Raw genomic sequence first — 23,241 nt, 5'->3', positions numbered from 1 at the left:
GGCCTGAGCCGTCCCGAGATTACCGCATGTCGCGGCGAAAGTAAAGCGAAAATAAAAAACTGCGGCTGACACCGGCGACAGCCCTTGCGTGGTGAGTTGTTCGGGGCTAGGATGCCGCGAACTTTAGGAAGTGGGGGAGGCTGACGTGAACCGCTCTTTAATGTTCGTCCGCTGGTTGAGTTGCGCAGTGTTGTTATTGATGGTGGCAGGCTGCTCGAAGTCCGAGCCGGCGGCGGAGACGGCGAAGCCGGCGGCGCAGTCGGCGGCGCAGCCGGCTCCATCCAACCCGGGGGCGGCGAACACCTCAGCCCCGAGCGCCGCACCCGCAGGCGCGCCGATGGCCACGCCGGGTGTGATCGCGAGCGCGCAGTATTCGGGTGATCCCGACCTGCGCGCCGACCTGCTCGAGGTGCGGCGGAACAGCGGTGGCTCGCTGACGGTGAAGTGGCGCGTGGTGAATACCGCCGGCTCCGGGGGACAGGCCGGCCTGGTGGCGGCGCCCACAGGAAAGGACGTCTACTACACCTTCGCCTGGAACGACCTCTATTACATCGATCCGGCGGAGAACAAGCGCTACAACTTCCTGAAAGACGCGGAGGGAAAGAACATCCTCGACGTCTACGAGGGCACCTTCAAGCCGGGACAACAGCGGCTGAACTGGGCGAAGTTTCCGGCGCCGCCGGCGAGCTCGAAGAAGGTGACCATCAGCCTGCCGAAGTTCGCGCCGTTCGAAGACGTGCCGGTGGCGGAGTAGCGCGTGCTGCGCGCCGGAGCTGTTCTATTCATGTTGCTCGCGGCCGTTTCCGCGGCGCGCGCGCAAGGCTACAGCGTGGATGATCCAGTGCCGCCCGGGGCGAAGGCCTCGGTGGTCGCGATCTCCGGGACGGTGGTGCCGCTGGTCGGAGTCACGTCCGGCGTTTCCGGTAAGACGGAAGCGCTGAATGCGGCGCTCGCCGACCTGGGCGCGACCGCGACGCCGATGGAGATCCGCATCGAGCTTTCGAGCGACGTCTTGTTCGATTTCGACAAGGCCACGCTGCTGCCGAAGGCGATCCCCACGCTGGAGAAAGTTGCGATCGTGCTGGGCTCGTATCCCAACGCTGAGTGCGCCGTCGAAGGGCACACGGACGCGCTGGGCAATCCGCAGTACAACCAGAAACTCTCCGAGCGGCGCGCGGATTCGGTGAAGAGCTGGCTCACCGGACACGGCGTGAACGCGCGTTTTTCCATCCGCGGCTACGGCAAGACGAAGCCCATCGCGCCGAACACGCTGCCCAACGGAAAAGATAATCCGGAAGGCCGCGCGAAGAATCGGCGGGTCGAGATCGTGGTGAAGAAGGGCGGAGGAAGTCGCTAGTCTCTGGTCGCTAGTCGCTCCGGACCCTTCCTCCCACAGCTAGTCGGCACGCTTGCTGTTCGCTCGCCGGGGCTTGGGCTTCGGCTTGGGCTGGCCCTTGAGATTGAGCGCCACGGCGGCGCGGATGAGATGCTTCAAGGCCGCCGCATCGACCTTGTCGCCCTCGTGGATGTCGATGGCGCGCCGGGCATTCCCGTCGAGGCTGGAGTTGAATAGGCCAGAAGGGTCCGGCAACGCAGCTCCTTTGGGAAACGTCATCTTGACGACGGTCTTGTAGGTCTCTCCCGTGCAGACGATGCCGCCGTGGGACCAGACGGGAGTCCCCGGCGATGTCGACATGGCCCACTTCCACTCTTCGAGGATCTCAGGGTCTGCCGCGTGGATGATGCCGCGAACTTTCGCGAGCGTCTTCCCGCGCCAGTCCCCAAGTTGCTTGATCTTCTCGTCGATCGATGCCGAGGCAGATCCCACCGGGACGGGCTTTTTCATGGACAGCTCCTTGACGACTGACGAATGAAAACCGCGGCCGGCGGGGCGGTGAATACTCTTCCTCCCACCCTTTGCTCCGCGATGAACCTGCTCCGCAAAGGATGGGGCACCCGAGAGTTTGGGTGGGCCACCCGCCAGACGAGACTGTCGTCGCTGACGCGGGCCTGAAGGCGCGCTCTTCCACAAACTACGTGACGCTCACTTCCTCGTACGTCCCGTAGACCTCGCGCAAGGCGTCGCAGATCTCGCCGACGGTGGCGTAGGCGCGGACGCAATCGACGATGTAGGGCATGGTATTGGCGTCGGAGATCTTGCCGTCTTTGCGGACGTCTTTGCGCAGCTCGGGTTCTTGCGCGGCGGTTTTCTTCAGCGCGTCGAGTGAGCGCTGGACGGCGGCGTTATCGCGCTTGGCGCGCAGGACTTTCAGCTTCTGCGTTTGCGCCTCGCGCACTTCCTCGCCGATGTAAAGGATGTTCGGAGCGCCTTCATCGACTACGAAGTCGTTGGCGCCGACGATGACTTTCTCTTTCGCCTCGACCGCGCGCTGGAACTGGTAGCTGGCCTCGGCGACCTCCTTCTGCGGATAGCCGCGCTCGATGGCCTGGACCATGCCGCCCATGGCGTCGAGCTTGTCAAAGTAATCGAAGGCGCCGTTCTCCATGTCGAGCGTGAGCTTCTCGAGGAAGTAGCTGCCACCGAGCGGGTCGACCGTCTGCGCCACGCCGCTCTCGTAGGCGATGATCTGCTGGGTGCGCAGCGCGATGCGCGCCGCTTCGGCGGTGGGCAGGGCAAGCGCTTCGTCGTAGGAATCGGTGTGCAGCGACTGCGTTCCCCCCAGGACCGCCGCGAGCGCCTGGATGGCCACGCGCGCGATGTTGTTCAGCGGTTGCTGCGCGGTGAGTGAGACGCCGGCCGTCTGGGTGTGGAAGCGCATCAGCCAGGTGCGTTCGTTCTTGGCGTGGAAGCGGTCTTTCATCAGGCGGTACCAGATCTTGCGCGCGGCGCGGTACTTGGCGATCTCTTCGAAGAAATCGTTGTGCGCATTGAAGAAGTAGCTGAGGCGGGGACCGAACTCGTCGACGTCTAAGCCGCGGCGGCGCGCCCATTCCACGTACTCCACGCCGTCGTAGACGGTGAAGGCGAGTTCCTGCAGCGCGGTGGAGCCGGCTTCGCGGATGTGATATCCGGAGATGGAGATGGTGTTCCACTTGGGCACGAACTTGGAGCCGAACTCGAAAGTGTCGATGACGAGGCGCATCGACGGCGCCGGCGGATAGATGTACTCCTTCTGCGCGATGTATTCCTTGAGGATGTCGTTTTGGATGGTGCCGCCGAGCTTGCGCCAGTCCGCACCTTGTTTTTCCGCGACCACGAGATACATTGCCCAGAGAATCGACGCGGGCGAGTTGATGGTCATGGAGGTGGTGATCTTATCGAGTGGGATGCCGTTGAAGAGCGTCTCCATGTCGGCGAGCGAGTCGATGGCGACGCCGCATTTGCCGACTTCGCCTTCGGACATCATGTGGTCGGAGTCGTATCCCATGAGCGTGGGCAGGTCGAAGGCGACGGAGAGTCCCGAGCCGCCGTGCGCGAGCAGATATTTGTAGCGCTCGTTCGTTTCCTCGGGAGAGGCGAAGCCGGAGAACTGGCGCATGGTCCACAGCTTGCCGCGGTAGCCGGAGGCGTGGATGCCGCGGGTGTAAGGCGGCTGGCCGGGATAGTTCAGATACTTTTCGGCGGACCAGTCGGCGGGCAGGTCGGCCTGAGTGTAAAGCCGGCGCACGGGATAGTTCGAGATGGTGGAGAAGCGGGCGTTGCCGTGATCGTCCTGATTGACGCCGGTCGGCGCGCCGATGGGTTTTTCGGGAGCCTTCTCCAGTGACGGCGCCAAAGTCTTTTCTGCCCAGTTCTTTTCGGCGGGCGAGGGATGGCGGCCTTCAAAGACGTCGGCGATGGGGGACTCGGCGATGGGCTTTTTAGGGTCGGCCATGGCGCTGGGTTGATTCTAGCAAGGAAGGAAGTCGCTAGTCGCCGGTCGCTAGTCGCTAGCAAGGTCAAGAGCCAAACCCCACCACGGAGGCACGGAGACACGGAGAAGATCTAGAGATAGAAAAACCGGGCCGAACAACGGGGAGGAACGGCCACGGCTTGGTCCCTCGACTCGCGGACCCGCTCGGGATGACAGCTTTTTCAATAGCGTTTTTCTCCGTGTCTCCGTGCCTCCGTGGTGAAGGGCTTCGCTGCAGGACGGCAGAGATCAGAACCAAGTCTGGGCGCGGTAGGCGCGGTATTGGTCTCCGAACCTGGCTTCAAGGACGCGGGCTTCCGCACGCGCGCGCAGCCACTGGATCGGGATGACGACGGCGAGAAAAAGCAGCATACCGAGGAAGAAGTGCAGATAGAGCAGGAAGCCGCCGACGGCGAAGGTGCTGAAGACGTACACCGGATTGCGGACCTTCGAATAAACGCCGGTGGTGACCAGCTCGCGCGCCTGCGGGGTGACCGAGAAGTTCGCTCCCAGCTGGATGCGCGCGAGGGCGAGCAGCGCGAGGAAGATCACGGCCAGCGGGAAGCCGATCTCGCGCGCAAGGTCCCAGGTGATGTGCAGCGCGTCCCAGACCATGAAGCCGATAAGCACGAGGGGAACCGCCGTCAAGACGATGGCGCCGCGCTGCGCGCGCGTCATTCCGGGCCTGCTGGCTTGTCTTTGCGCGCGAGCGCGAGCGCCTTCACGTACTTCGAGCGGACGTAGCGCGAGTGGTGGTAGTGGAAGAGCAATCCCGCGCGTCCGTCAAAAAAGCCGAGCAGGAAGATGTAGCGGCTGATGAAGCTGAACACGGGTCGCACGACGGTATCAATGAAGGGGATGGGTTCGCGGCCTTCCGCGATCATCTGCTCGGCGGCGAGCGAGGAGTAGCGGTCCATGGTGGCGAGATAGCCGGCGAGGGTGGGATATCCGTAGTGCAGGATGGCGTGCTGCATTTCGCCGGTGGGCGCGTCTGCGTCGAACACCTCGACCGATTCGTGGACGGCACGCTCGCCGAAGCGGGCGTGTCCGCGGCGGAAGAGCCGCAGCTTGCGGTCCGGGTACATCCCGCCAAAGCGCAGCAGCTGGCCGAGAAAATGATGCTTGAAGGGGATGCGGAAGGCGGCGCGGAGATCTGGCGGCGCGGGGCGAGCGCCCTCGCTGGCGGGGACATCCAGCGCCGCGATCTCCTGTGCCAGCTCCGCTTCGAGGACTTCGTCGGCATCGAGCGCGAGGATCCAGTCGCCGCCGGCTTTGTCGATGGCGGAGTTCTTCTGCGCGGCGTATCCCTTCCACTCTTCTTGAAAGACCCTTGCGCCGAAGTCGCGCGCGATCTCGACCGTGCGATCGGTCGATCCCGAGTCGAGCACGATCATTTCGTTGGGTGCAACCGCCGCAAAGCGCACGCTCTCGAGCGCGCGCGCGAGGTTCGCTTCCTCGTCCTGGGTGACGATGACGACGGATAAAGACATTGGCGGTCTGCAATTAAAGCATGACAGGCCGCGTCTTGATGTGCGCCCTGCTATTCCGCGGGAGCAGCGAGTCCGGCTTGCACCGCCTTGAGCAGGCTGTCGCAACCGGCGGCGCCTTTGGGCACGAAGCCATCGAGCAGCGCGCCTTCGGAGTCCGCGAGCACGCTGCCAGAGAACATGAGCAGGGGAACGGTGGGATCGATGCGGCGGAAGAGGCGTGCCAGTTCCACGCCGTTGGCCGTCGGCATATCGTAGTCAAGCACGACCAGGTCGATCTCGCCGCCCATGAAATGCTCGAGCGCGGAGTTGGCGTCGCCGCAGCTGACGACCGCGTAGCCGGCGCCGCCGAGCACGGTCGCGAGCATGGCAAGGATGGCAGCGGAGTCGTCGATGCAAAGGATGGTCTGGCGACGAGGCGGCGGAACGGCGAACGGTTTGCGTACCAAGCGGGGAGCGGACTGCGTGGCCACGGAGACTCCTTATTTTGCAGAGACGGCCGGAGAGCGGTCTCTGCCGGGATCCATTCCGACAGGAACACTTCATCACGCTTGCGCGAGCCCGGATGTCGAGTTTGGTAAAGGCGAGGTAAAGTCTGGTGCGTCAAGATGAGCGGTACGCTTGCGCAGCGCGGCGCGCGCCCGGTTCAGCCGCGCTTTCACCGTGGTCATGCTCAGGCCGGTGCGCAGCACGATCTCGTCCATGCTCATTTCGTGCAAGTAACGCATCTCCATCAGTTCGCGCAAATGCGGAGGCAGGCGGTGCAGCAAGTCATCAATGAACTGGGCGCGATCGCGCGCCAGCAGTGCCTGCTCCGGGGTGGGAGTATGGCCAGGGACGGCGCGCAACTCGGCGGCGATGCCGGGCTGTTCCGCGCTGAAGAAATTGTGGCGCACGCGGCGCAGCCACTCGTACGAAAGATTGATGGCGATGCGGGTGAGCCAGGTAGAGGCGCTGGCCTGGCCGTTAAACGTATGGCGTGCCCGATAGGCGCGGAGGAAGCAATCCTGGGTGAGGGCCTGGGACTCGTCCCAGGAACGGACGACGCGGAAGATGACAGCCTGCAACTGGCGGCGGCAGCGAAGGAATTCTTGCGTCAGCTCTTCGGCGCCGATGCCCGGGGCTGCAAGTGCGACCGTCTGAGTGGCCATTCGTTTATGTGCTCCTTCGAAGCCCATCAGACCATCCAACCCCATAGCTGGATTTAGAGATTGTTCAACGTGGCTTTACATTTCTTTACATAGAGACGGTGCCTGAGAGGTAGATTTCTAAGCGTGGAACGGCTGCTGCTCATCGACGACGACGTGGAACTCTGCGCCCTGGTGCGTGAGAACATCGAGAGTGAGGGGTTCGAGGTGGAGGCGGTCCACGAACCCGAGCAAGGACTGGCGCGCGTGCGCAGCGGCATCTACTCGCTGCTCATCCTCGACGTGATGATGCCGGGAATGAGCGGTTTCGACGTGCTGCGCAAGATCCGCGCCATGCCCTCCACGGTGCCCGTGCTGCTGCTGACGGCGCGCGGGGACGAGGTCGATCGCATCGTCGGACTGGAACTCGGCGCCGACGATTATCTGGCCAAGCCGTTCCATCCGCGCGAGCTGGTGGCGCGCATCCGGGCCATCTTACGAAGGACGCACGCGCCCCCCAACGGCGACACTCCCGAGCGCCAGATGGGATTGCTGCAAGTCGGTGACGTGGAGCTCGATCGCGGCACGCGTTCGGTGTCGCGCGGCAAGCGCACGCTCGACCTCACCTCGCTCGAGTTCGACATCCTGCGCCACCTGCTCGAGAATGCGGGGCGCGTAGTCAGCCGCGACCAGCTCGCGGAAGCGGTGATGGGCAAGACGCTGGCGCCGTTCGATCGCTCCATCGACATGCACATCTCGAAGATCCGCCGGAAGCTGGGCGAGCGCCCGGGGCGGAACCTGATCAAGACCATCCGCAACGCCGGCTACCTATTCGTGCTGGCCAGCGTGCGAGGCTGACGTGCGCAGCCTCTTCTGGAAGATCTTCCTCTCGTTCTGGCTGCTGATCACCGCGCTGGTGTTGGTGCTGGTGATCACCGTCTCCAACCGCAAGAGCGATCGCCTCGATTTCTTTCGCGTACACCAGCTCGCATTGGTGAGCAACAGCAGCGATTACGCGGTGGCGGAATACGAGCGCGCCGGAGCGGCCGGCCTCGCCGCCGCGATGAAGAAGATCGACGGACGCATCCGCGGCGAACTCTGGATCGTCGACGAGAAGAACCAGCCCATCCAGGGCGGCACGCTGCCCGCCGAGATCGGCGCCGTGCTCACCATGACCGACGACGTGACGCCGCAGGACAAGTTCGTCCTCGTCCGTGCGCCCTTCGAGCATGAAGGCAAACGCTACCTGGCGTTGGCCAGGCTGCAGCAGTCGCGAGGGCCGCGTGTCCCGCCGGGCCAGGAGCTGGCCATGCAGATACCGCTGGCGGTGCTGGTCTCGAGCCTGATCTGCTGGGTGCTGGCCAGGTACATCGCGCGCCCGGTCACGGCATTGCGCGTGGCGGCGCAGCGCATCGCGGAAGGCGACCTCGAAGCTCGCGCCGATGCGCGCTTCGAAGGACGCGACGAACTGGGCGAGCTTACGCGCGACTTCAACCAGATGGCCGCGCGCCTTGAAGCCACGCTCAGCGCGCAGCAGCGGATGTTCGCCGACGTCTCGCACGAGTTGCGTTCGCCACTCTCGCGCCTCACGCTCGCACTCGAACTGGCCAAACAGCGCGCGGGACCGGCAGCGGCGACGGCGCTCGAGCGCATCGAGATCGAGGCCGGGAGGCTGAATGACCTGGTGCAGCAGGTGCTGCGGCTGGCCAAGCTGGAGTCGGGCGTCATCAGCGACAAGCACGAGGTGGTGAGCCTTACGGAGGTGCTGGGCGATGTGGTTGCCGACGCCGAGATCGAGGCCAACGCTAAGCAGTGCACCGTGGTGCTGAAGAATGAGGTGAGCGCGCTGGTGGAAGGCGATGCCGACGTGCTGCGCAGCGCGCTCGAGAACGTGGTGCGCAACGCCATCGAATACAGCCCGCAGCAATGCCAGATCGAGCTGGTGCAGCGCCGCTGTGGCGCGAGCAGCGTGGCGATCGAGGTGGCAGACTCGGGTCCGGGGGTGGCAGCGGAAGAGCTCACCAGGATGTTCGAGCCGTTTTATCGCTCGGATGGCGCGCGAGCGAACGCGGCGCGCGCGAATGGCGCACGCCGCAGCCCCGGCGTGGGGCTCGGTCTCGCCATCGCGGAGCGCGCCGTGAAGGCACACCATGGCAGCATCCGGGCCGCCAACCGTGAGCAGTCAGGGCTGAAGATCGAGATCCGGTTGCCGCTCTTCGGTGTGGAAACCACGTAGGGAGCGCATCGACCGCCAACGACCGCGCGGCGTAAGCCTACTTCGGTCCGGAGAGCAAGCGGGCCGTCCCAGTGGGACGGCCCTTACAGTTGGCGGGGTGAAATCCACATTCCCAGGGACGGGAACCCTTGTCCCGAGACCTCGGGCGATGCGAGAATCACCGGCTCGCGGCCGGAGGAGAATATGGATCGCATGAGATGGATCGGAGTCACAGTGGTTTGCATGCTCCTACTGTGCGTCTTAGGCAACGGGCAGTCGCCGGCTGCTCCCACGCCGCAGTCGCCCCAATCTCCCCAATCCATCCAACTCATGGAAGCTGCGCGAACCGAAGTGTCCATCCCGTTCGCGCAAAGCGACACCGCCGCCGCCTACCTCATCGAGCCGAAAGGGATAGAGAAGCGTCCTGCCGTACTTTATCTGCACTGGCTCGGCGCGCCCAACGGGGACAAGCGAGAATTCCTCACGGAAGCCACCGAGGTCGCAAAACACGGAGTCATTGTCCTGCTGATCGACCTGGCCTGGTCACGGCCCGGGTGGTTCAAGGAGCGAAAGCTGAAGGACGATCCTGCGATGTCCCGCCTGGAGGTGCAGCGGATCGAAGCAGCGCTGCGTTTCCTGGCGAAACGCGCGAACGTCGACCGTACGCGGATCGCGATCGTGGGCCACGATTTTGGCGGCATGTATGCGCTGCTCGCGCTGAAGGAACATCCCCAAGCAACCGATGATCCCCCGATCAAGGGACTGATCTCCGTGGCCAGTACTCCACGGATGTCGGATTGGTTCCTCTATGGTCAAAAGCTCAGCGCTGCTGAGGAACTGGAATACCTGAAGACGATGGCCGAGCTGGATCCCATCCGCAGTGCGCGCTCGAGCACTGTTCCGGCACTGTTCCAGTTTGCCAAGTGCGACGAGTTCATCTCCCAGGTATCGGCCGCGGAGTTGAAGCGGGCCTATAAGGGAGAGAGCGAGGTCCGCTGGTATGCGGGAGGACACGAACTGCATAGTGCAGAAGCGATAAGGGATCGAGTGCAGTGGCTGACCAAGATCCTGCAAGTCCAGAGACAATAGTCGTTGCTGCGGATGAAAGCAGGGCCGTCCCCGATGAGGCGGTCCGGCTTTGTTTCCTCGCCACTTCTGGCGACTATTTTGCTGGTACGGATTCACTCTCCGCGATGCCGACAACGGCGATGTCATCGAGCATCGGTCCGCACGCGCTGTCTTTGCCGATGCTGGCGAAGGTGAGCGGAGTCTTGTCGGCGTCGGCGGTGAAATCCCACGTCCGGCGCACCCACGGGATGGTGGGCTTCCCGGTCACCACGAACTGCTTCGACTGCGTCGATTCCTTGCCGGTGGAGACGCGCAGCACCTTCTTCGGGTCGCCGCATTGCGGATTGGCGGAGAGTGCGAAGCTCACTCGATACTTCTTGCCCGCTTCGGTCGCGATGGTCTGGCGGATGGTGCCGTTCACGCTGCCGTTCAGGTCGAGGCAGCGTCCGTGCGAGCACTTGAAGTAGGTGCCGATCACGTCCACCGAACCTTTGGCGACGGTCCAGCCGGGAAGCTTATTGCCCGTGCTGCTGTAGCCCAGGAAGCCGCCCGGGTCCACACCCTGCTCGAAGCCTCCGTTGACCACGAGGTTCTCCGGCTTAGCGGCGGCTTTTCCCTGTGACAGCGCGGCAGTCGCGAGCAACGCCGCGACGATAACCGTAAGGATAAAGATCCTGCGCATGGCTTTCTCCTTCATCTCCTGCCAAGACGGCGCGAACTGTAGACCTACGACGCACCCAAGTCAAACCGCGAGCTAAACGTCTTGACTTGCCACTCTGCTGGGGCTAGTTTCGCTGGCCATCAGGAGCGGTTTATGTTCAGGCGCGTGAGCTCGGTGGCGGCTGCTCGGCGGAGCATGGTTTGTGTATGCCTGCTCGCGCTGGCGCTGCCGCTCGCGGCACAGAACAGACGTTGGGAGATCGTGCCCAAAGCATCGCCCGCACTCCCGTTTGGCAAGATGAGCGTGGTCGGCGGACTGACCAACGAAGAGGGTGTGCGCTTCGTGATCAACAACCTGGAGATCACGCAGCCCATCGAGATCGTGCTGGCAACGCAGGATGCGGCGAAGCCGCTCAAGCTGCTTATCTATAAGGATGCGCCCGAGCATGCGCTGCTCGACCGCGATACCGACGCCAGTGGCGCCGCGATGGCGAAGTTCCGAACCAACGAATCCGTCCAGATGATGGTGAAAGGTCCGACGGGCGCAAAGTATCAGCTGCTGGCCTGGGTCGGTCCCCGAGTGCAACGCGACACGCCAGCGTTGTTCACGCCCCTCGATGCGCGGGGCTCGCCGCTGGTGGCGGGCACGGTGATACCGGCGGGCGGGGCGGCGACTTCGTCCGCCACGAATCCGAATGCAGGTACGCAACCGGCGCAGGCCGTCGGCATCGTTATCCCCACCTACGTCACCGTGCTGCTGGGGCTGATCCTGGTAGCGGTCGTCGTGCTCATCATCGTGGTGCTGCGCGGGCGAGGGAAGTCTGCGGCGGTCATCATCCTGCTCGGTTTCCTTTTCCTAGGACTGCGCAACCCCACGCGCGCGCAGGTACCACCGGTCTCGATCGACACCGCGCCCGGTTCGGTGAAAGGGCCGGACATATGGAAGGCGGTGAACGAGCGCATCAATCAACTGCGCGAGCAGCTCGACACGCTGGAGAAGATGGGCATCAAGTCGGATCCGGAGGCGATCAAGATCCCGCATCCCGACGACAAGCCGGAGGCGGGTGGCGAGAAGCCGCCGTCGTTCCTCGGCGCAGCCGGGAAGATGTCTGGCCAGTTCGTGACCAACACCAAGCTGATCCTGGCATTCCTCGAGGAGTTCGGGCTCATCGACCCGCGCGAGGCGGCGGTGCAGCCCAACTACAATCCGCCGGGCCAGCCCCTGGTGCCATCGCGCTGTGCCGGCACCGGGGAGTGCGGCGCGTGCTTCCTCGACGCCAATGCAAAGCTCGACAAATCGCGCAAGCTGCTCGAGGACATGTACGTGATCTACAAGCAGACCGAGCTGAAGGCCGGCAGGATCCATGAGCTGGCGAACGCGGCGACGGGACTCTCTCCCTATGCGCAGCTGGCGTGGACGGCGATCAAGAACAATCCCAACGAGCCGATGAACGTCGCGCAAAAGCATTTCTACGAGGTCTACGACGGCAACCTGGAAAAGCTGCTGGCGATGGCGAACGAAGGGCTGATCGGCGTGGGGGCGTGCGAGCGCGAGCACTTCAAGGACTACGACTGGTATCCGCGCTACGGGATGATCTACTACAACTTTTTGAAGGAGCGGTACACGCGGAAGTAGGGCACATTGAGCCGGATCGAATCAGCAAGGGACACCCGGCCGTGCGGCCTTGGTGTCTAATCGCTTGGAGGTTCCGGTGATTCGGGCAGTGGTGATGCTCGCACTGCTGATCGGCAGCATGGCTCCGGGCAGCGCTCGCGCGCAAGCGGACGCGGCGATCAACACCGACGTCGTGCTTCGGGTGGAGTTGGCTAGCGGGCAGCGCGAATTCCACCTCGGCGAGGCCATCCCTCTCACACTGACGTTTAGTAGTACGGTGAAGGATCGCTACCAGCTCAATACGGCTCAGTATGATCGCAGCGGACGCATGGAGTATGAGCACTTTTCCGTCTCACCTGGGGACGGCGCGGTGGATCCGCTCGCGGGCCGGAAGTCGCCGATTGGCGGCGGGTTGACGGGCTACCAATTCCTCGGTTCGAAACCTTGGACGCTCCAGCTGAACGTGAACGAATGGGTGCGGTTCACGCGCCCGGGAGAATACCGGCTCACCACCACGAGCCGGCGGATCTCGGTAAAAGATCCGACGAGCGTGATAGGCGCATCAGCTATCACGGTGCGCGGCAATGACGTGGTCCTCAGGATCGTTCCCGCAAACGCTGCTTGGCAGAAGAGTGTACTCAACCGAGCCGACGCGACGCTGGCCGAGCGTCCACCGACGAATCCAGCCGAAATAGATGCTTACGTCCGCTCGCGACGGACCGCACTGGAGGCGTTGCGATTTCTCGGTACGCGCGATGCGATCCGTGAACTGGCAAAGCGCATGCCGGAGGAGGAACTAGGCGGTCTCGAGTGGGTCTGCCTTCTTGGCTTGGTCGGGGCTCCCGATCGCGCGTTCGCTCGCGCTGCGTTGGAAGACTCACTCCGCGACCCGGATCACGCCATCAACGGAAATTTTCTTTATGCGCTTCGAACCCTCAACTCTCCCCCCGGAGAGGTTGAAGATTGGCGAGAGATCCAGCGAAAAGTTGTGGAGCAGCTCATCAGCACTTTGTCCACGAAGCGGGGGAAAGCACTTTCTGTGAGCCTGGGCACTGCGGTGAACGAGGCATGGAACGGAGCGCCTTTGCCGAGCGCGACCGTCGAAAAGCTGGTGCAGCAGTTTGTGGCCAGGTTCGATCAGCTACCACTCGCGGAACAGAATATGTTGCTCACCTATCGATGGGACAAGGTTGCGGGTCCCGCCATGTTGCCCATCCTGCGACGGTACGCCCAAAACTACAAGGAGGGTGGAAACCCGCAGGATCCGGAGGGTTATCAGTCGCGACAGCTGAGCGCGAGCGCACTGCAGCATTGGTACGAGCTTGATCCGGCCGGCGCGCGGCCGGCGATCATCCGCGAGATAAGCAAGGCGCAGCCGAGGTATGACGCGCGCGTGCTCGGCATCCTCCCTGACAAAACGTTGCCTGAGGTAGAGGGCCTGCTGGCAGAACATTTTGTCGTCAGCGATGATCTGGTGACCTCGTCGCGTCTGGCTTCTCTGATCGCCCGTTATGGCAGTGATGCGATCCTGCCTCAAGTGGTAGGGAAGATAGATCCGCAGATCGGGAAATGGGCCTGCGACATCCAGAGCCCGGCCCTGGCCTATGTGTTGCGAGTGAGTCCTGCGCTTGCCCGTCCGCGCATCGAGAAGGCGCTCGCGGCGAGGGAGTTCACCGGGTGCAGCCACACGCTGTTCCAAACTATCTCGGAGATCCACTACGACCCAGTGCTGGAAGAGATCGGCGTTGCCGCGTTGGACGACGCGGATCCACAGGTGGCGATGACGGCGGCAACAATGTTGGGCAGGTTCGGTTCGGCGGCGGTCGAGGAGACCTTGTGGCAACACTATCTCAGCTGGAGCGCTAGATGGCAGGGACGAGAAGCGGAGCTAGATCTAACGTTCGCGGAAATGCATGGGGATCGAGTCCATGAGCTGGGCTTGGGCGAGAACCTTTTGTCGGCCCTGGCAAGCGGAAGGTCGTGGCTGGCTGATGAGGGAAGGTTGCGACAACTCGCTCAAATCACGCGCGTGCGACGGTTGCATCAGCAACTGGACGGCTACCTGAAGATATGGGCAAAGCAGCCGCTCACGATCACGGTTGTCCACAATGGAGGCCTATCAAGTTTCGAGGCGCGAGTCGCGCAGTACCAGCCCCGAACGATGGAAGAAGTGGAAGAAAAAGTGGGTCAGTTCCCGCGGGGCACGAAGTTCTATGTTGCAACCTCGGCGACCCCGTCGCCTGCCGATCGAGAGTCAGTCGCCCGGCTGCGCGAGTTCTTGAATCGTCACGGATTCGTCGTCGCGGGCGAGACCGTCGCGCAGTAGAAACCGTTGGTCGGCTATCAAAAAAATGGCCGTCCCAAAACAGGACGGCCGTTTTCACATTACTTGGAGATTTGGTGGAGGCGGTGGGAGTTGAACCCACGTCCGAAAATAGACACAGCCAAGAGAACTACATACTTATTCCGTTCCCGCGGTGCTTGCGCACCACTCTCGTTGCTCGCGCTCAGAACGGGCAAGAAACGCGGTCAACCAGCCTGAAAGTCTCGCTTCCCGCGCCCAGACGTAGCGCCGGAAGCCAGTCCGCTGAATGACGTCCTACCCGCGACTCACGGACGAAGCCACGGAGGACGGCAACTTAACTAATTAAGCTGCGTATGCCAGCTGATTGGTGTTGGCAATTGTGTTTTTTGCCACGATTACGGGTGCGGCGCCCCGGTATGCCTCTTGGCCGCAAACATTTCCGTCGAAGCCGTGACGCCCCCACGTGTGGCGCGATGTGCGCCTGTCTGACAGCGATTCAAAGAACCATCCCGGCACCGCAGAAGAAAGGCGCGGGATCACAAGATTAGATGATAGCTCAGGCGGGCCGGATTCAGGCCAGCGCACGGACCTGCAGCGCTACCTGCTGGCGGGCAGGAGAAGCTACTCGACCCGCAAAGGAGCGTTCACACTACCGATCTTGCCGGTGAGATTGTCGCGCACGATGAAAATGAGCGAATAGGCCCCGGGAGCAAGCTGCAGCGCCTGTTTATAGTTCAAGCCGTCGGTGGCAAACTGCTGCAGTTGATTTTCAGCCAGGTTGGCCTCGATCTTCTGGCTGAGTTGGCCGACGGACTCGCCCTTGGGATTGCGCGCCACGACCAGGAAATCGAGTTGGATGTGGTTCTTGTTGGCGGCATCGACCGCGCTCGCGCCGGGCTGCGCCACGATCTCGAACGGGATCTTCTTCTTGTTGCCCGCGCCGGCGGTGGCCGGGTCGAGGTAGACGCGCATGGGAAGCGCGCTGTAATCGAGCGGAGAGGCGAGCGCGGCGCGGATGTCGAGGTTGCGGACATCCTCGGGCTTCTTTGCACTCACCATGCCACCGCTCATGTAGCCACTGCGGGCACGGATGTCCACGTCGGGCCGGTTCACCTTTACCTGTAGTTTGTGCCAGGAGACTTTCTTGTCTTTGTCCGCGTAGTACCCGAGCATGTAGTACTGCGTGGATTCGCCAGTCGCTTTGTTGAAGGCAGCAGTGATGTCGTTGGTGTTGTAGTACGCCTTGCCGCCAGTCACGGTAGCGATCTCGTTCATGGTGGTGTGGGTCTGGGCCTCGGTGCCGTATACGTCGTTCAAGCGGACGCGACTGCTGGCTGCCGAGCTGTAAGCGACCAAGCCGCGAGCGTCGATGGGATAGATCGCGATCTGCGACTTATTCAGCGCCTGCATAGTGCGCTCGAAATACGGACGCACGGCGGCAAACAGATCGTCGCTGGTGGTGGCGTTGCTTTCTGGGAGTGGTGGCAGCCCGCCGCCCTCGAGAACGCCGCCGCCGGTCGCGCCGCCGAGCTCGGCGCGGGTGGCGCCGGTGCTGTAGTAGCGCAACGACGCTAGTTCACCGCTTCCGGTGAGCGTGAACGGGAAACCGGCGGTCGCCCAGATGAGCGACTTCCTACCCGGAATCCCCTCCATGCCTTCGGCAACGTGCATCAGCGCAGAAAGCGTGAGCTCGATGGCTTGGGTGAGTTGATACACACCGTACCCGCCGTCGGTGCCGTTGTAGAACTCGTCGAGCGCGCTGGTCTCAAAAGCCACACTCGAGCGATCGGCCCCGGTGTTCGGGTCCACGGCTGGACCAAGTCTATTCGTTGCCGCCAGTGTCGTATTGGTGGCGTCGCTGAGGTTGAGCGTGTCGATGCGCGAAGTAACTTTCTTGAGTGCGGCGAGCAAAACGGCGGTGTCGGTGGTGAAGTCGTGCACCACGCGAACGCCCCGGCGGCCGATGGTGATGAGAGAAGTCGGCTCGTTGGCGTTGATGTGCTGCGCCAGGAACTTGAGCAATTCCGCGCGGGCGTAGACCTGGTCAAGGAAGGGCGTGTTCACCTGATCGAGCACGATGATGGTCATGCCACGAGCGCCGCCGCCGGAGGCATTCACGGCGTTGGTGTAGACGCCCGGTTCGGCCGCCTTGGTCATCTTGCTCATCGGAACCTGCTTCACTTCTTCAAAGGAGATGATCTTCTGCTGCTTGCCCTGGTCCTGCAGGGTGAAATCGCTCTGCTGCAGGCCGCCGATGTGCTGGCCCGACTTGTCCGCGACCACCACCGGCACGAGCACCAGGTTCGACTCCGCGGTGAACGTGGCGCCACTCGGCTGTTGCGGAGCGGCGGCCCCGAGCAGGGGAGCGGCGGCGATGAAGCAGGAAAGCACGATGCTGAGGACGCGGCGCGGGAACGAGACAGGTGGGATCATGGATGCCTCCGGGGGACCAAAGATTGTAACCCAGCGGAGGAGCCGCATGGTTGCGACCCTAGCCGCCAGAAGGCTGCGATTGCCGCATCTTTCCTGCATCGGCGAGGCGCAGGGCACATCCAAGACGTTGGCTGTTAGAATCACGCGCCGAGGACGCACCGAGTGAAGTCAGACTGCCTGTCTTACGTTGCCGAACCGGGGAGCGCTGTTCCAGACATCAGCCGCTTGTTCGCGGACGTGATGGCGCGCGCGGAGGCGGTGCGGGCCTTCTATCCGGCAGGCTTCGGGTTGGCGGCGCAGCCGGCAGATCACCCGGCAGCACGGCGCAAGCAGGTCGCAGACGCACTCGAGCGGCAGAACCGTGCCTGGGGAGCGTCCGCAGCGACGCTCGAGAACATCAAGCGGCTGCGGGAAGGCGCGGGAGCGGTCGTCACCGGCCAGCAGGTTGGATTGTTTGGCGGGCCGCTGTTCGCCATCTACAAGGCGCTCACCGCGATCCGGCTCGCGGCTGAGAGTACGCAGGCAGGCAAGCCGGCGGTGCCTATCTTCTGGCTCGCGACCGAAGACCACGATCTGGCCGAGGTCGATCATGTCGTCCTGCTGGCTGCTGACGGAGGGCTTGTCCGGGTGGCGACGCCGACGCGCGGCGGTGAGAACGCGCCCATGAGTGCGGTGACGTTCGGCGAAGAGATCGCTCCGGTGGTAGCGCAAGCGATCGGCGCGCTGGGCAGCTCGGAAGCCACCGAAGCGCTGCGCGCGGCGTACCAGCCCGGCGAGACGATGGGCTCAGCCTTCGCGCGGCTCTACTCGAAACTGTTTGCGCACTCGGGCGTGATCCTGCTCGACGCCAGCGACCCCGAGCTGCACCGCATCGCGGCCGGCGTCTACACCGCGGCGCTCGACCGATGTAGCGAGCTGCACGCCGCGCTCGCCGCGCGCGACCAGCAACTGGAAAAAGCCGGCTACCACTCGCAGGTGAAAGTCTCATCCTCGCATACTCTTCTTTTCGGAAAATCCAATGGCTCGCGCTTGCCGCTGCGGCGATCGAACGATGGCAGTGGAGGCGACACGTTTGTGCTCGGCGAGCAGAAGCTGAGCGCAGCTGAGGTGCGGAAGGCGATCGCGGAGCATCCGGAGAAGTTCAGTCCCAACGTGCTGTTGCGGCCGGTGGTGCAGGACCACCTGCTGCCCACGGTGGCCTATGTGGGCGGACCGGCAGAGGTGGCGTACTTCGCGCAGGCGGCGGTGGTCTACGAAAAGCTGCTGGGCCGGGTGACGCCGGTCGTCCCGCGCTTTGCGGCCACGCTGGTCGAGCCGCGTATCGCGCGTCTGTTGGAGAGATACCAAGTCCGGCCGGAAGAGACGTTTGCCGGGGTGGAGAAGTTCGCCGCGCTCGTCGCGGCGCGCAATCTTCCCGCCGATGTGGAAGCGGCGATGAAGCGAGCGTCCGACGGACTGGAGCAGGCGATCGCGGCGATGCGGGCGCCGCTCGCGCAACTCGATCCCACGCTGGCGAAGGCGGCGGAAAGATCGGCGGCGAAGATGCGCTACCAGTTGGGGCGCGTCCACGCCAAGGCGTGTCGCGCGCACCTGCGGCGCTCGGAAGAATTGCGGCAGCACGCGCAGCAGATATCGGATGCGCTCTATCCTGAAGGACATTTGCAGGAGCGGCAGATCGCGGGCATATCGTTCCTGGCGCGCTATGGACCGCAATTGCTGTTGACGTTGTACGACGCGATGACTTGTCAGGGACATCAGGTGGTGTACCTGTAGTTTTCGTGGCGCTTCGGTCGAATAGCGCGACCTGCGCGCCTGCCTTCGGCAGAGTGGAAGCTCGCCGCACTCGCATTTGTTAAGTGGAAGGGCCTAGCCAGCGGGCGTATCATCCTTTAGGTCTGGAGTTGGTCTGGAGCTTTTATGGCGAAGAAATCTTCCGACATGTTCGAGGTCACCTGTCCGTGCTGCGCCGCGGTGTTGAAGGTGGACGCAGCCACCGAGGCGGTGATCGCGCACACCCCGCCGCCGACCAAGCGCATGTTCAACGATATGGAAGAGGCGGCCAAGGCGATGCATCAGCAGGATGACCGTCGCGAGTCGCTCTTCCGCCAGTCGGTCGAGGCGGAGAAGAACAAGGCGCAGCTGATGGAGAAGAAGTTCGCCGAAGCGGTGAAGCGCGCCAAGGAAACGCCCGACGAGAAGTTCATCCGCGACATCGACCTCGACTAGCGGACAATGCCGCCGCCTCCGCCTCCGTTGCTGCTCGGCCATCGCGGCGCGCGCGCTTACGCCGCCGAAAATACCTTTGACGCCTTTGCCCTCGCACTGGAACACGGCTGCGATGGTTTCGAGTTCGACGTCCGGCTCAGCTCCGACGACCGCGCGCTCATCTGCCACGACGCCGACTTCGCGCGTGTCCCGGTAGCCGAGAACACCTGGGCCAACCTCGCCAAGTTGCAGGGCGGCCTCATGCCGCTGCTCGAGCACGTGATGAAGCACTACGCGGCGAAGGCCTTCCTCGATATCGAATTGAAAGTCCCCGGGCTCGACGATGAGGTGCTGGACGCGCTGCGCGACTATCCGCCACAGCACGGTTACGTGGTCTCGTCATTCCTGCCGCAGGTGATCGAGTCGCTGGGCAAGCGGGAGAAGAAGCTGCGGCTGGGTTTCATCTGCGATGACAAGCGCTGGCTGGGAAAGTGGCGCGAGCTGCCGGTCGAAGTGGTGGCGCCGCACTATGGTCTGGTGGACGAAGCGCTGGTTCGCGAACTGCACGCCGCGGGGAAACAGGTCTACGTCTGGACGGTGAACCGCGCGGAAGCGATGCAGCAGATGGCGGAGCTGGGCGTGGACGCGATCATCAGTGACGACACGCAGCTCTTAAGCCGCACGCTGCGGCCGCGAAAGTCCTGAAGGTTTTACCAGGAACGCGGAGCGCAACCAACCAACAGGGCCTGGTCCGACCGAAACGGGAATGTTCAACCGCTTTGCGCAAACGCAGGAAAACAAAGCAAATTTCCTCGCGACACACATTCCTACCAAGCGCATGGGCACCCCCGAAGAGATTGCAAATGCCATCGTGTTCATTAGTTCTGACAAGGCCTCCTATATCATCGGTGCATCCCTGGCGGTGGATGGAGGGATGACCGCGGGCTGATTCCGGGGCCGCCTCCACCGAGATTTTCAATAGGAGTGACTACACGCACCAGGAGAAATTCAATGAACCCGACTAAGCAGGAAACAAATAAGGCACTCGTTCTTGAGGCATTTGACACTCTCTTCAACCAGCGTGACTACGTGGCAGCTGAGCGCTTCTGGTCGCCCAACTACATCCAGCACAGCGCTCATATCGCACCCGGTCGCGAGGGTCTGTTCAATCTCATCAAGAGCATCCCGCCAACGCTGATGTACGAACCGGGAACGATCGTGGCTGAGGGGGACCTGGTGATCGTGCACGGACGATTTAGCGGTTTCGGTGCGCCTGTGAATTGGATCGCCGCAGACATAGTGCGCATTCAAAACGGGATCCTGGTTGAACATTGGGACGTGATTCAGGATGAAGCGACGGAAGAACAGTCGCTAAGCAAACGGCCCATGTTCGGAACTATGTTCCCGACCTAGGCTTGATAGGCTCTCGAGCCGCTCAACGGACCCAATACCCGAAGCCGCCCCTTCCTTTACACCTTTCGCGTCAACGTGTTACATTCAATGGGTCGCAAAAAGGAAATAAATAACAGGAGTGCATCAGGTTCAGTGATAGCGAGAGAGCGCAAGGCCAACGTCATTACGAAGTTCCGCACGCATGACTCGGACACGGGCAGTCCGGAGGTGCAGATTGCCATCCTCAGCGAGCGGATCGGCGAACTGACGGACCACTTCAACACGCACAAGAAAGACCACGCGTCCCGGCGCGGTCTACTCATGATGGTCAGCAAGCGCCGTCGCCTGCTTGACTACCTCAAGACGTACGACGCCGACCGTTACCAAGCCGTCATTCAGAAGCTCGGCATCCGTAAGTAAGCCCAGCCACTGATAGCGTCCTTTGACCGGGGCAGACGTGTGTCCACCTCGGGCGATCGGCAGGTCCCGCGCAAGCTCTCGCATGTATCCCTTCTGTGACGCAGGCACGGGTGTGCTTGCCACTTTATGCGGGACGCAAGGCGCAACCCTGTGGGCTGAACCCACGCTCCTGAATCCGAAAGGAACACCATGAAGCAGACAGCTTCTGTAGAACTAGCCGGCGGCAAAACCCTTACCCTCGAGACTGGACACCTGGCGAAGCAGGCGCACGGCGCGTGCGTGGTACGCATGGGCGATGACGTGGTGCTGGGCACCGCCTGCGCCAACGCCGATGCGCGCGAGGGCATCGATTTCTTCCCCCTCACTTGCGACTATCGCGAGTACACCTACGCCGGCGGACGCTTTCCCGGCGGGTTCATCAAGCGCGAAGGACGTATGTCGGACAAGGAAACGCTGACCAGCCGGCAGATCGACCGGCCGATCCGTCCGCTGTTCCCGGAAGGCTTCCGCTGCGAGACGCAGGTCATCGCGTTCGTGTTGTCGGCGGACTCGGAGAACGATCCGGACGTGCTCGCCATCAATGCCGCAAGCGCGGCACTGGCGATCTCCGACATCCCCTTCAACGGCCCCATCGGCGCAGTGCGCGTGGGCGTGGTGGAAGGCCGCATGATCATCAATCCTACGTATGAAGAGCAGCGCGCGAGCCTGCTCAACATCACCGTGGTCGGCACGCAGAACGGTATCGTGATGATCGAGTCGGGCGCGAAGGGCGTGAAGGAAGAGACCGTGGTCGAGGCCATCGACTTTGCGCACACTGAGATCAAGAAGATCTGCGCCGTGATCCAGGACCTCGCCGTGAAAGTCGGCAAGGCGAAGCGCGCCGTCTCCGAAGTGGAGCACGACGAGACCTACTACGCCGGCCTGAAGGCAAGTATCGGCGCGCAGCTGGCCGACGCGATGAACACGGAGAAGTATCCCAAGGCGGAGAGCTATGCCAAGGTCAAGGCCATCAAGAAAGAGTTCAAAGACCAGATCCCGGAGACGGACGTTGCTGCGCGCGCGAAGTTCTCCAAATACTTCGGCCAGCTCCAGGAGAACATCTTCCGCGAGCAGGTGGTGGAGCAGAAGCGCCGCCCAGACGGACGCGCGTTCGATCAGATCCGGCAAATCACTTGCGAGATCGGCGTATTGCCGCGCGTGCATGGCTCGGCTGTGTTCACCCGTGGCGAGACGCAGGCCTTGGTCACCACCACGCTTGGTACCGGAGACGACACGCAGCGCATGGAAGGCTTCGAAGGCGCGAAAGAGAAGCTTTTCATGCTGCACTACAACTTCCCGCCCTTCTCCGTGGGCGAAGTGAAATTCCTGCGCGGCGCGGGCCGCCGTGAGATCGGGCACGGCGCGCTGGCGGAACGCGCGCTGACCGCGGTGCTGCCGACGGAAGAAGCCTGGCCGTACACCACGCGCGTGGTCTCGGACATCCTGGAGTCGAACGGTTCATCGTCAATGGCGTCGATCTGCGGCGGGACTTTGGCGATGCTCGATGCCGGCGTGCCGCTCACCGGTTCGGTGGCGGGCGTGGCGATGGGACTGGTGAAGGAAGGCGAGAAGTACGCCATCCTCTCCGACATCGCGGGCGCCGAAGACCACTACGGCGACATGGACTTCAAAGTCGCGGGCACGCGTGAAGGCATCACCGCGCTGCAGATGGATATCAAGGTGCCGGGCATCACCTCGGCGATCATGCGCGAGGCGTTGCAGCAGGCGCTGCGTGGGCGGTTGCACATCCTCGACAAGATGGCGGAAGCGATCACGCAGCCGAAGCAGATCTCGCAATACGCGCCGCGCTTCTACACCGTCACCATCCCGACGGACAAGATCCGCGAGCTGATCGGACCGGGTGGCAAGGTGGTCCGCGGCATCACGGAAGCGACGGGCGTGAAGATCGACATCGAAGACAGCGGCTTAGTCAAAGTCGCGTCGAGCGATGAGGCTTCCGCGCAACGCGCGTTGCAGATGATCGGCGACATCTGTGCCACCGCCGAAGTGGGCAAGACATATCTCGGCAAGGTCGTGCGGCTGGCAGAGTTCGGCGCGTTCGTCGAGATCTTCCCCGGCACCGACGGGTTGCTGCACATCAGCGAGGTGGCGGAGCATCGCATCGGCGACATCCGCGACGAGCTGAAAGAAGGCGACCAGATCCTGGTGAAGGTGCTCTCCGTCGAAGGCAATCGCATCCGGCTCTCGCGCAAGGCGGTGTTGAAGGAACAGCGCGCCAAGATGGGCGGCGGTGAAGGCGGCGAGGGCGGCGATGGCGGCGGCGACGGTGGCGGTGGCGAGCCGGTGGGCGGTGGCGGTAGCGGCCGCAGCGTCGATCGCAGCATGCCACAGCGTGCCGGCTCGATGACCATCGAGGGCGGCGGCGATTTCGACGACGCCCAGCCCGACAACGAACCGAAC

At 63.0% G+C, this 23,241-nt stretch carries 22 protein-coding genes and 1 other RNA gene; 14 read left to right on the top strand and 9 right to left on the bottom strand.

The features are described 5' to 3' along the window. Positions 1-145 precede the first annotated feature (145 nt). Positions 146-754 (top strand): hypothetical protein, encoded by a 609-nt coding sequence (locus tag M3P27_02490; GenBank protein MDP9267178.1) that lies wholly within the window; start codon positions 146-148, stop codon positions 752-754. Between the two features lie 3 nt (positions 755-757). Beyond that, positions 758-1,357, top strand: coding sequence for an OmpA family protein (locus M3P27_02485; GenBank protein MDP9267177.1), 600 nt, complete (start codon positions 758-760; stop codon positions 1,355-1,357). A gap of 39 nt (positions 1,358-1,396) precedes the next feature. Here the strand turns inward: M3P27_02485 and M3P27_02480 are convergent, their stop codons facing one another. From M3P27_02480 to M3P27_02455, 6 genes are all read right to left on the bottom strand, one after another. Then, positions 1,397-1,846 (bottom strand): DUF1801 domain-containing protein, encoded by a 450-nt coding sequence (locus tag M3P27_02480; protein ID MDP9267176.1) that lies wholly within the window; start codon positions 1,844-1,846, stop codon positions 1,397-1,399. 187 nt (positions 1,847-2,033) lie between these two features. After that, positions 2,034-3,836 carry a methylmalonyl-CoA mutase family protein gene (locus tag M3P27_02475; protein MDP9267175.1) on the bottom strand — a complete coding sequence of 601 codons (1,803 nt, stop codon included), beginning with the start codon at positions 3,834-3,836 and terminating at the stop codon, positions 2,034-2,036. 267 nt (positions 3,837-4,103) lie between these two features. Further along, positions 4,104-4,532, bottom strand: a complete 429-nt coding sequence (locus M3P27_02470; GenBank protein MDP9267174.1) for an isoprenylcysteine carboxylmethyltransferase family protein — start codon at positions 4,530-4,532, stop codon at positions 4,104-4,106. Next, the gene (locus tag M3P27_02465; GenBank protein MDP9267173.1) at positions 4,529-5,344 is read right to left on the bottom strand and encodes a glycosyltransferase family 2 protein; all 816 of its coding nucleotides are present in this window, start codon (positions 5,342-5,344) and stop codon (positions 4,529-4,531) included. The genes M3P27_02470 and M3P27_02465 overlap by 4 nt, the downstream gene beginning before the upstream one ends. 50 nt (positions 5,345-5,394) lie before the next feature. Continuing rightward, a complete protein-coding gene (locus tag M3P27_02460) occupies positions 5,395-5,814 on the bottom strand; it encodes a response regulator (protein ID MDP9267172.1) in 420 nt (139 codons plus the stop codon). 72 nt (positions 5,815-5,886) lie between these two features. Then, entirely contained in the window at positions 5,887-6,492 is a 606-nt protein-coding gene (locus tag M3P27_02455) for a sigma-70 family RNA polymerase sigma factor (protein ID MDP9267171.1), read from the bottom strand. A gap of 123 nt (positions 6,493-6,615) precedes the next feature. Between M3P27_02455 and M3P27_02450 the strand changes: the two genes are divergently transcribed. The 3 genes from M3P27_02450 (at position 6,616) to M3P27_02440 (ending at position 9,772) form a co-directional block, all read left to right on the top strand. After that, entirely contained in the window at positions 6,616-7,326 is a 711-nt protein-coding gene (locus M3P27_02450) for a response regulator transcription factor (protein ID MDP9267170.1), read from the top strand. Between the two features lies 1 nt (position 7,327). Then, positions 7,328-8,704 (top strand): ATP-binding protein, encoded by a 1,377-nt coding sequence (locus tag M3P27_02445; GenBank protein MDP9267169.1) that lies wholly within the window; start codon positions 7,328-7,330, stop codon positions 8,702-8,704. Positions 8,705-8,896: 192 nt separating this feature from the next. Then, positions 8,897-9,772 carry a hypothetical protein gene (locus M3P27_02440; protein ID MDP9267168.1) on the top strand — a complete coding sequence of 292 codons (876 nt, stop codon included), beginning with the start codon at positions 8,897-8,899 and terminating at the stop codon, positions 9,770-9,772. Between the two features lie 73 nt (positions 9,773-9,845). Here M3P27_02440 and M3P27_02435 read toward each other — a convergent pair whose 3' ends face one another. After that, complete coding sequence (locus M3P27_02435; protein ID MDP9267167.1) at positions 9,846-10,433, bottom strand: choice-of-anchor C family protein; 588 nt, start codon at positions 10,431-10,433, stop codon at positions 9,846-9,848. Positions 10,434-10,565: 132 nt separating this feature from the next. Between M3P27_02435 and M3P27_02430 the strand changes: the two genes are divergently transcribed. Both M3P27_02430 and M3P27_02425 read left to right on the top strand, forming a co-directional pair. Continuing rightward, complete coding sequence (locus M3P27_02430; GenBank protein MDP9267166.1) at positions 10,566-12,047, top strand: hypothetical protein; 1,482 nt, start codon at positions 10,566-10,568, stop codon at positions 12,045-12,047. A 76-nt stretch (positions 12,048-12,123) separates the two neighbouring features. After that, positions 12,124-14,352, top strand: coding sequence for a hypothetical protein (locus tag M3P27_02425; protein ID MDP9267165.1), 2,229 nt, complete (start codon positions 12,124-12,126; stop codon positions 14,350-14,352). A gap of 72 nt (positions 14,353-14,424) precedes the next feature. Here the strand turns inward: M3P27_02425 and ssrA are convergent. Both ssrA and M3P27_02415 read right to left on the bottom strand, forming a co-directional pair. Next, positions 14,425-14,792, bottom strand: a transfer-messenger RNA (tmRNA) gene (ssrA, locus tag M3P27_02420). A gap of 160 nt (positions 14,793-14,952) precedes the next feature. Continuing rightward, positions 14,953-16,764, bottom strand: coding sequence for a VWA domain-containing protein (locus tag M3P27_02415; protein MDP9267164.1), 1,812 nt, complete (start codon positions 16,762-16,764; stop codon positions 14,953-14,955). Positions 16,765-16,926: 162 nt separating this feature from the next. On the opposite strand from M3P27_02415, the gene bshC reads away from it, so the two are divergent. The 7 genes from bshC to pnp form a co-directional block, all read left to right on the top strand. Further along, on the top strand, positions 16,927-18,537 hold the full coding sequence (bshC, locus tag M3P27_02410; GenBank protein ID MDP9267163.1) for a bacillithiol biosynthesis cysteine-adding enzyme BshC: 1,611 nt from the start codon (positions 16,927-16,929) through the stop codon (positions 18,535-18,537). 144 nt (positions 18,538-18,681) lie between these two features. Further along, positions 18,682-18,990, top strand: a complete 309-nt coding sequence (locus M3P27_02405) for a hypothetical protein (protein ID MDP9267162.1) — start codon at positions 18,682-18,684, stop codon at positions 18,988-18,990. 6 nt (positions 18,991-18,996) lie between these two features. Continuing rightward, complete coding sequence (locus M3P27_02400) at positions 18,997-19,674, top strand: glycerophosphodiester phosphodiesterase (protein ID MDP9267161.1); 678 nt, start codon at positions 18,997-18,999, stop codon at positions 19,672-19,674. 61 nt (positions 19,675-19,735) lie between these two features. Then, positions 19,736-19,918 carry an SDR family oxidoreductase gene (locus M3P27_02395; GenBank protein MDP9267160.1) on the top strand — a complete coding sequence of 61 codons (183 nt, stop codon included), beginning with the start codon at positions 19,736-19,738 and terminating at the stop codon, positions 19,916-19,918. Between the two features lie 62 nt (positions 19,919-19,980). Next, complete coding sequence (locus M3P27_02390) at positions 19,981-20,382, top strand: nuclear transport factor 2 family protein (protein ID MDP9267159.1); 402 nt, start codon at positions 19,981-19,983, stop codon at positions 20,380-20,382. Positions 20,383-20,514: 132 nt separating this feature from the next. Next, positions 20,515-20,781 carry a 30S ribosomal protein S15 gene (gene rpsO, locus M3P27_02385; protein ID MDP9267158.1) on the top strand — a complete coding sequence of 89 codons (267 nt, stop codon included), beginning with the start codon at positions 20,515-20,517 and terminating at the stop codon, positions 20,779-20,781. A gap of 189 nt (positions 20,782-20,970) precedes the next feature. Further along, a partial coding sequence (gene pnp / locus M3P27_02380) for a polyribonucleotide nucleotidyltransferase (protein MDP9267157.1) occupies positions 20,971-23,241 on the top strand: 2,271 nt, incomplete at its 3' end.

This window comes from Acidobacteriota bacterium, from assembly GCA_030774055.1.
In the GTDB taxonomy this organism is placed as follows: domain Bacteria; phylum Acidobacteriota; class Terriglobia; order Terriglobales; family Acidobacteriaceae; genus JACPNR01.
This window is presented reverse-complemented; position numbering and strand designations above follow the sequence as displayed.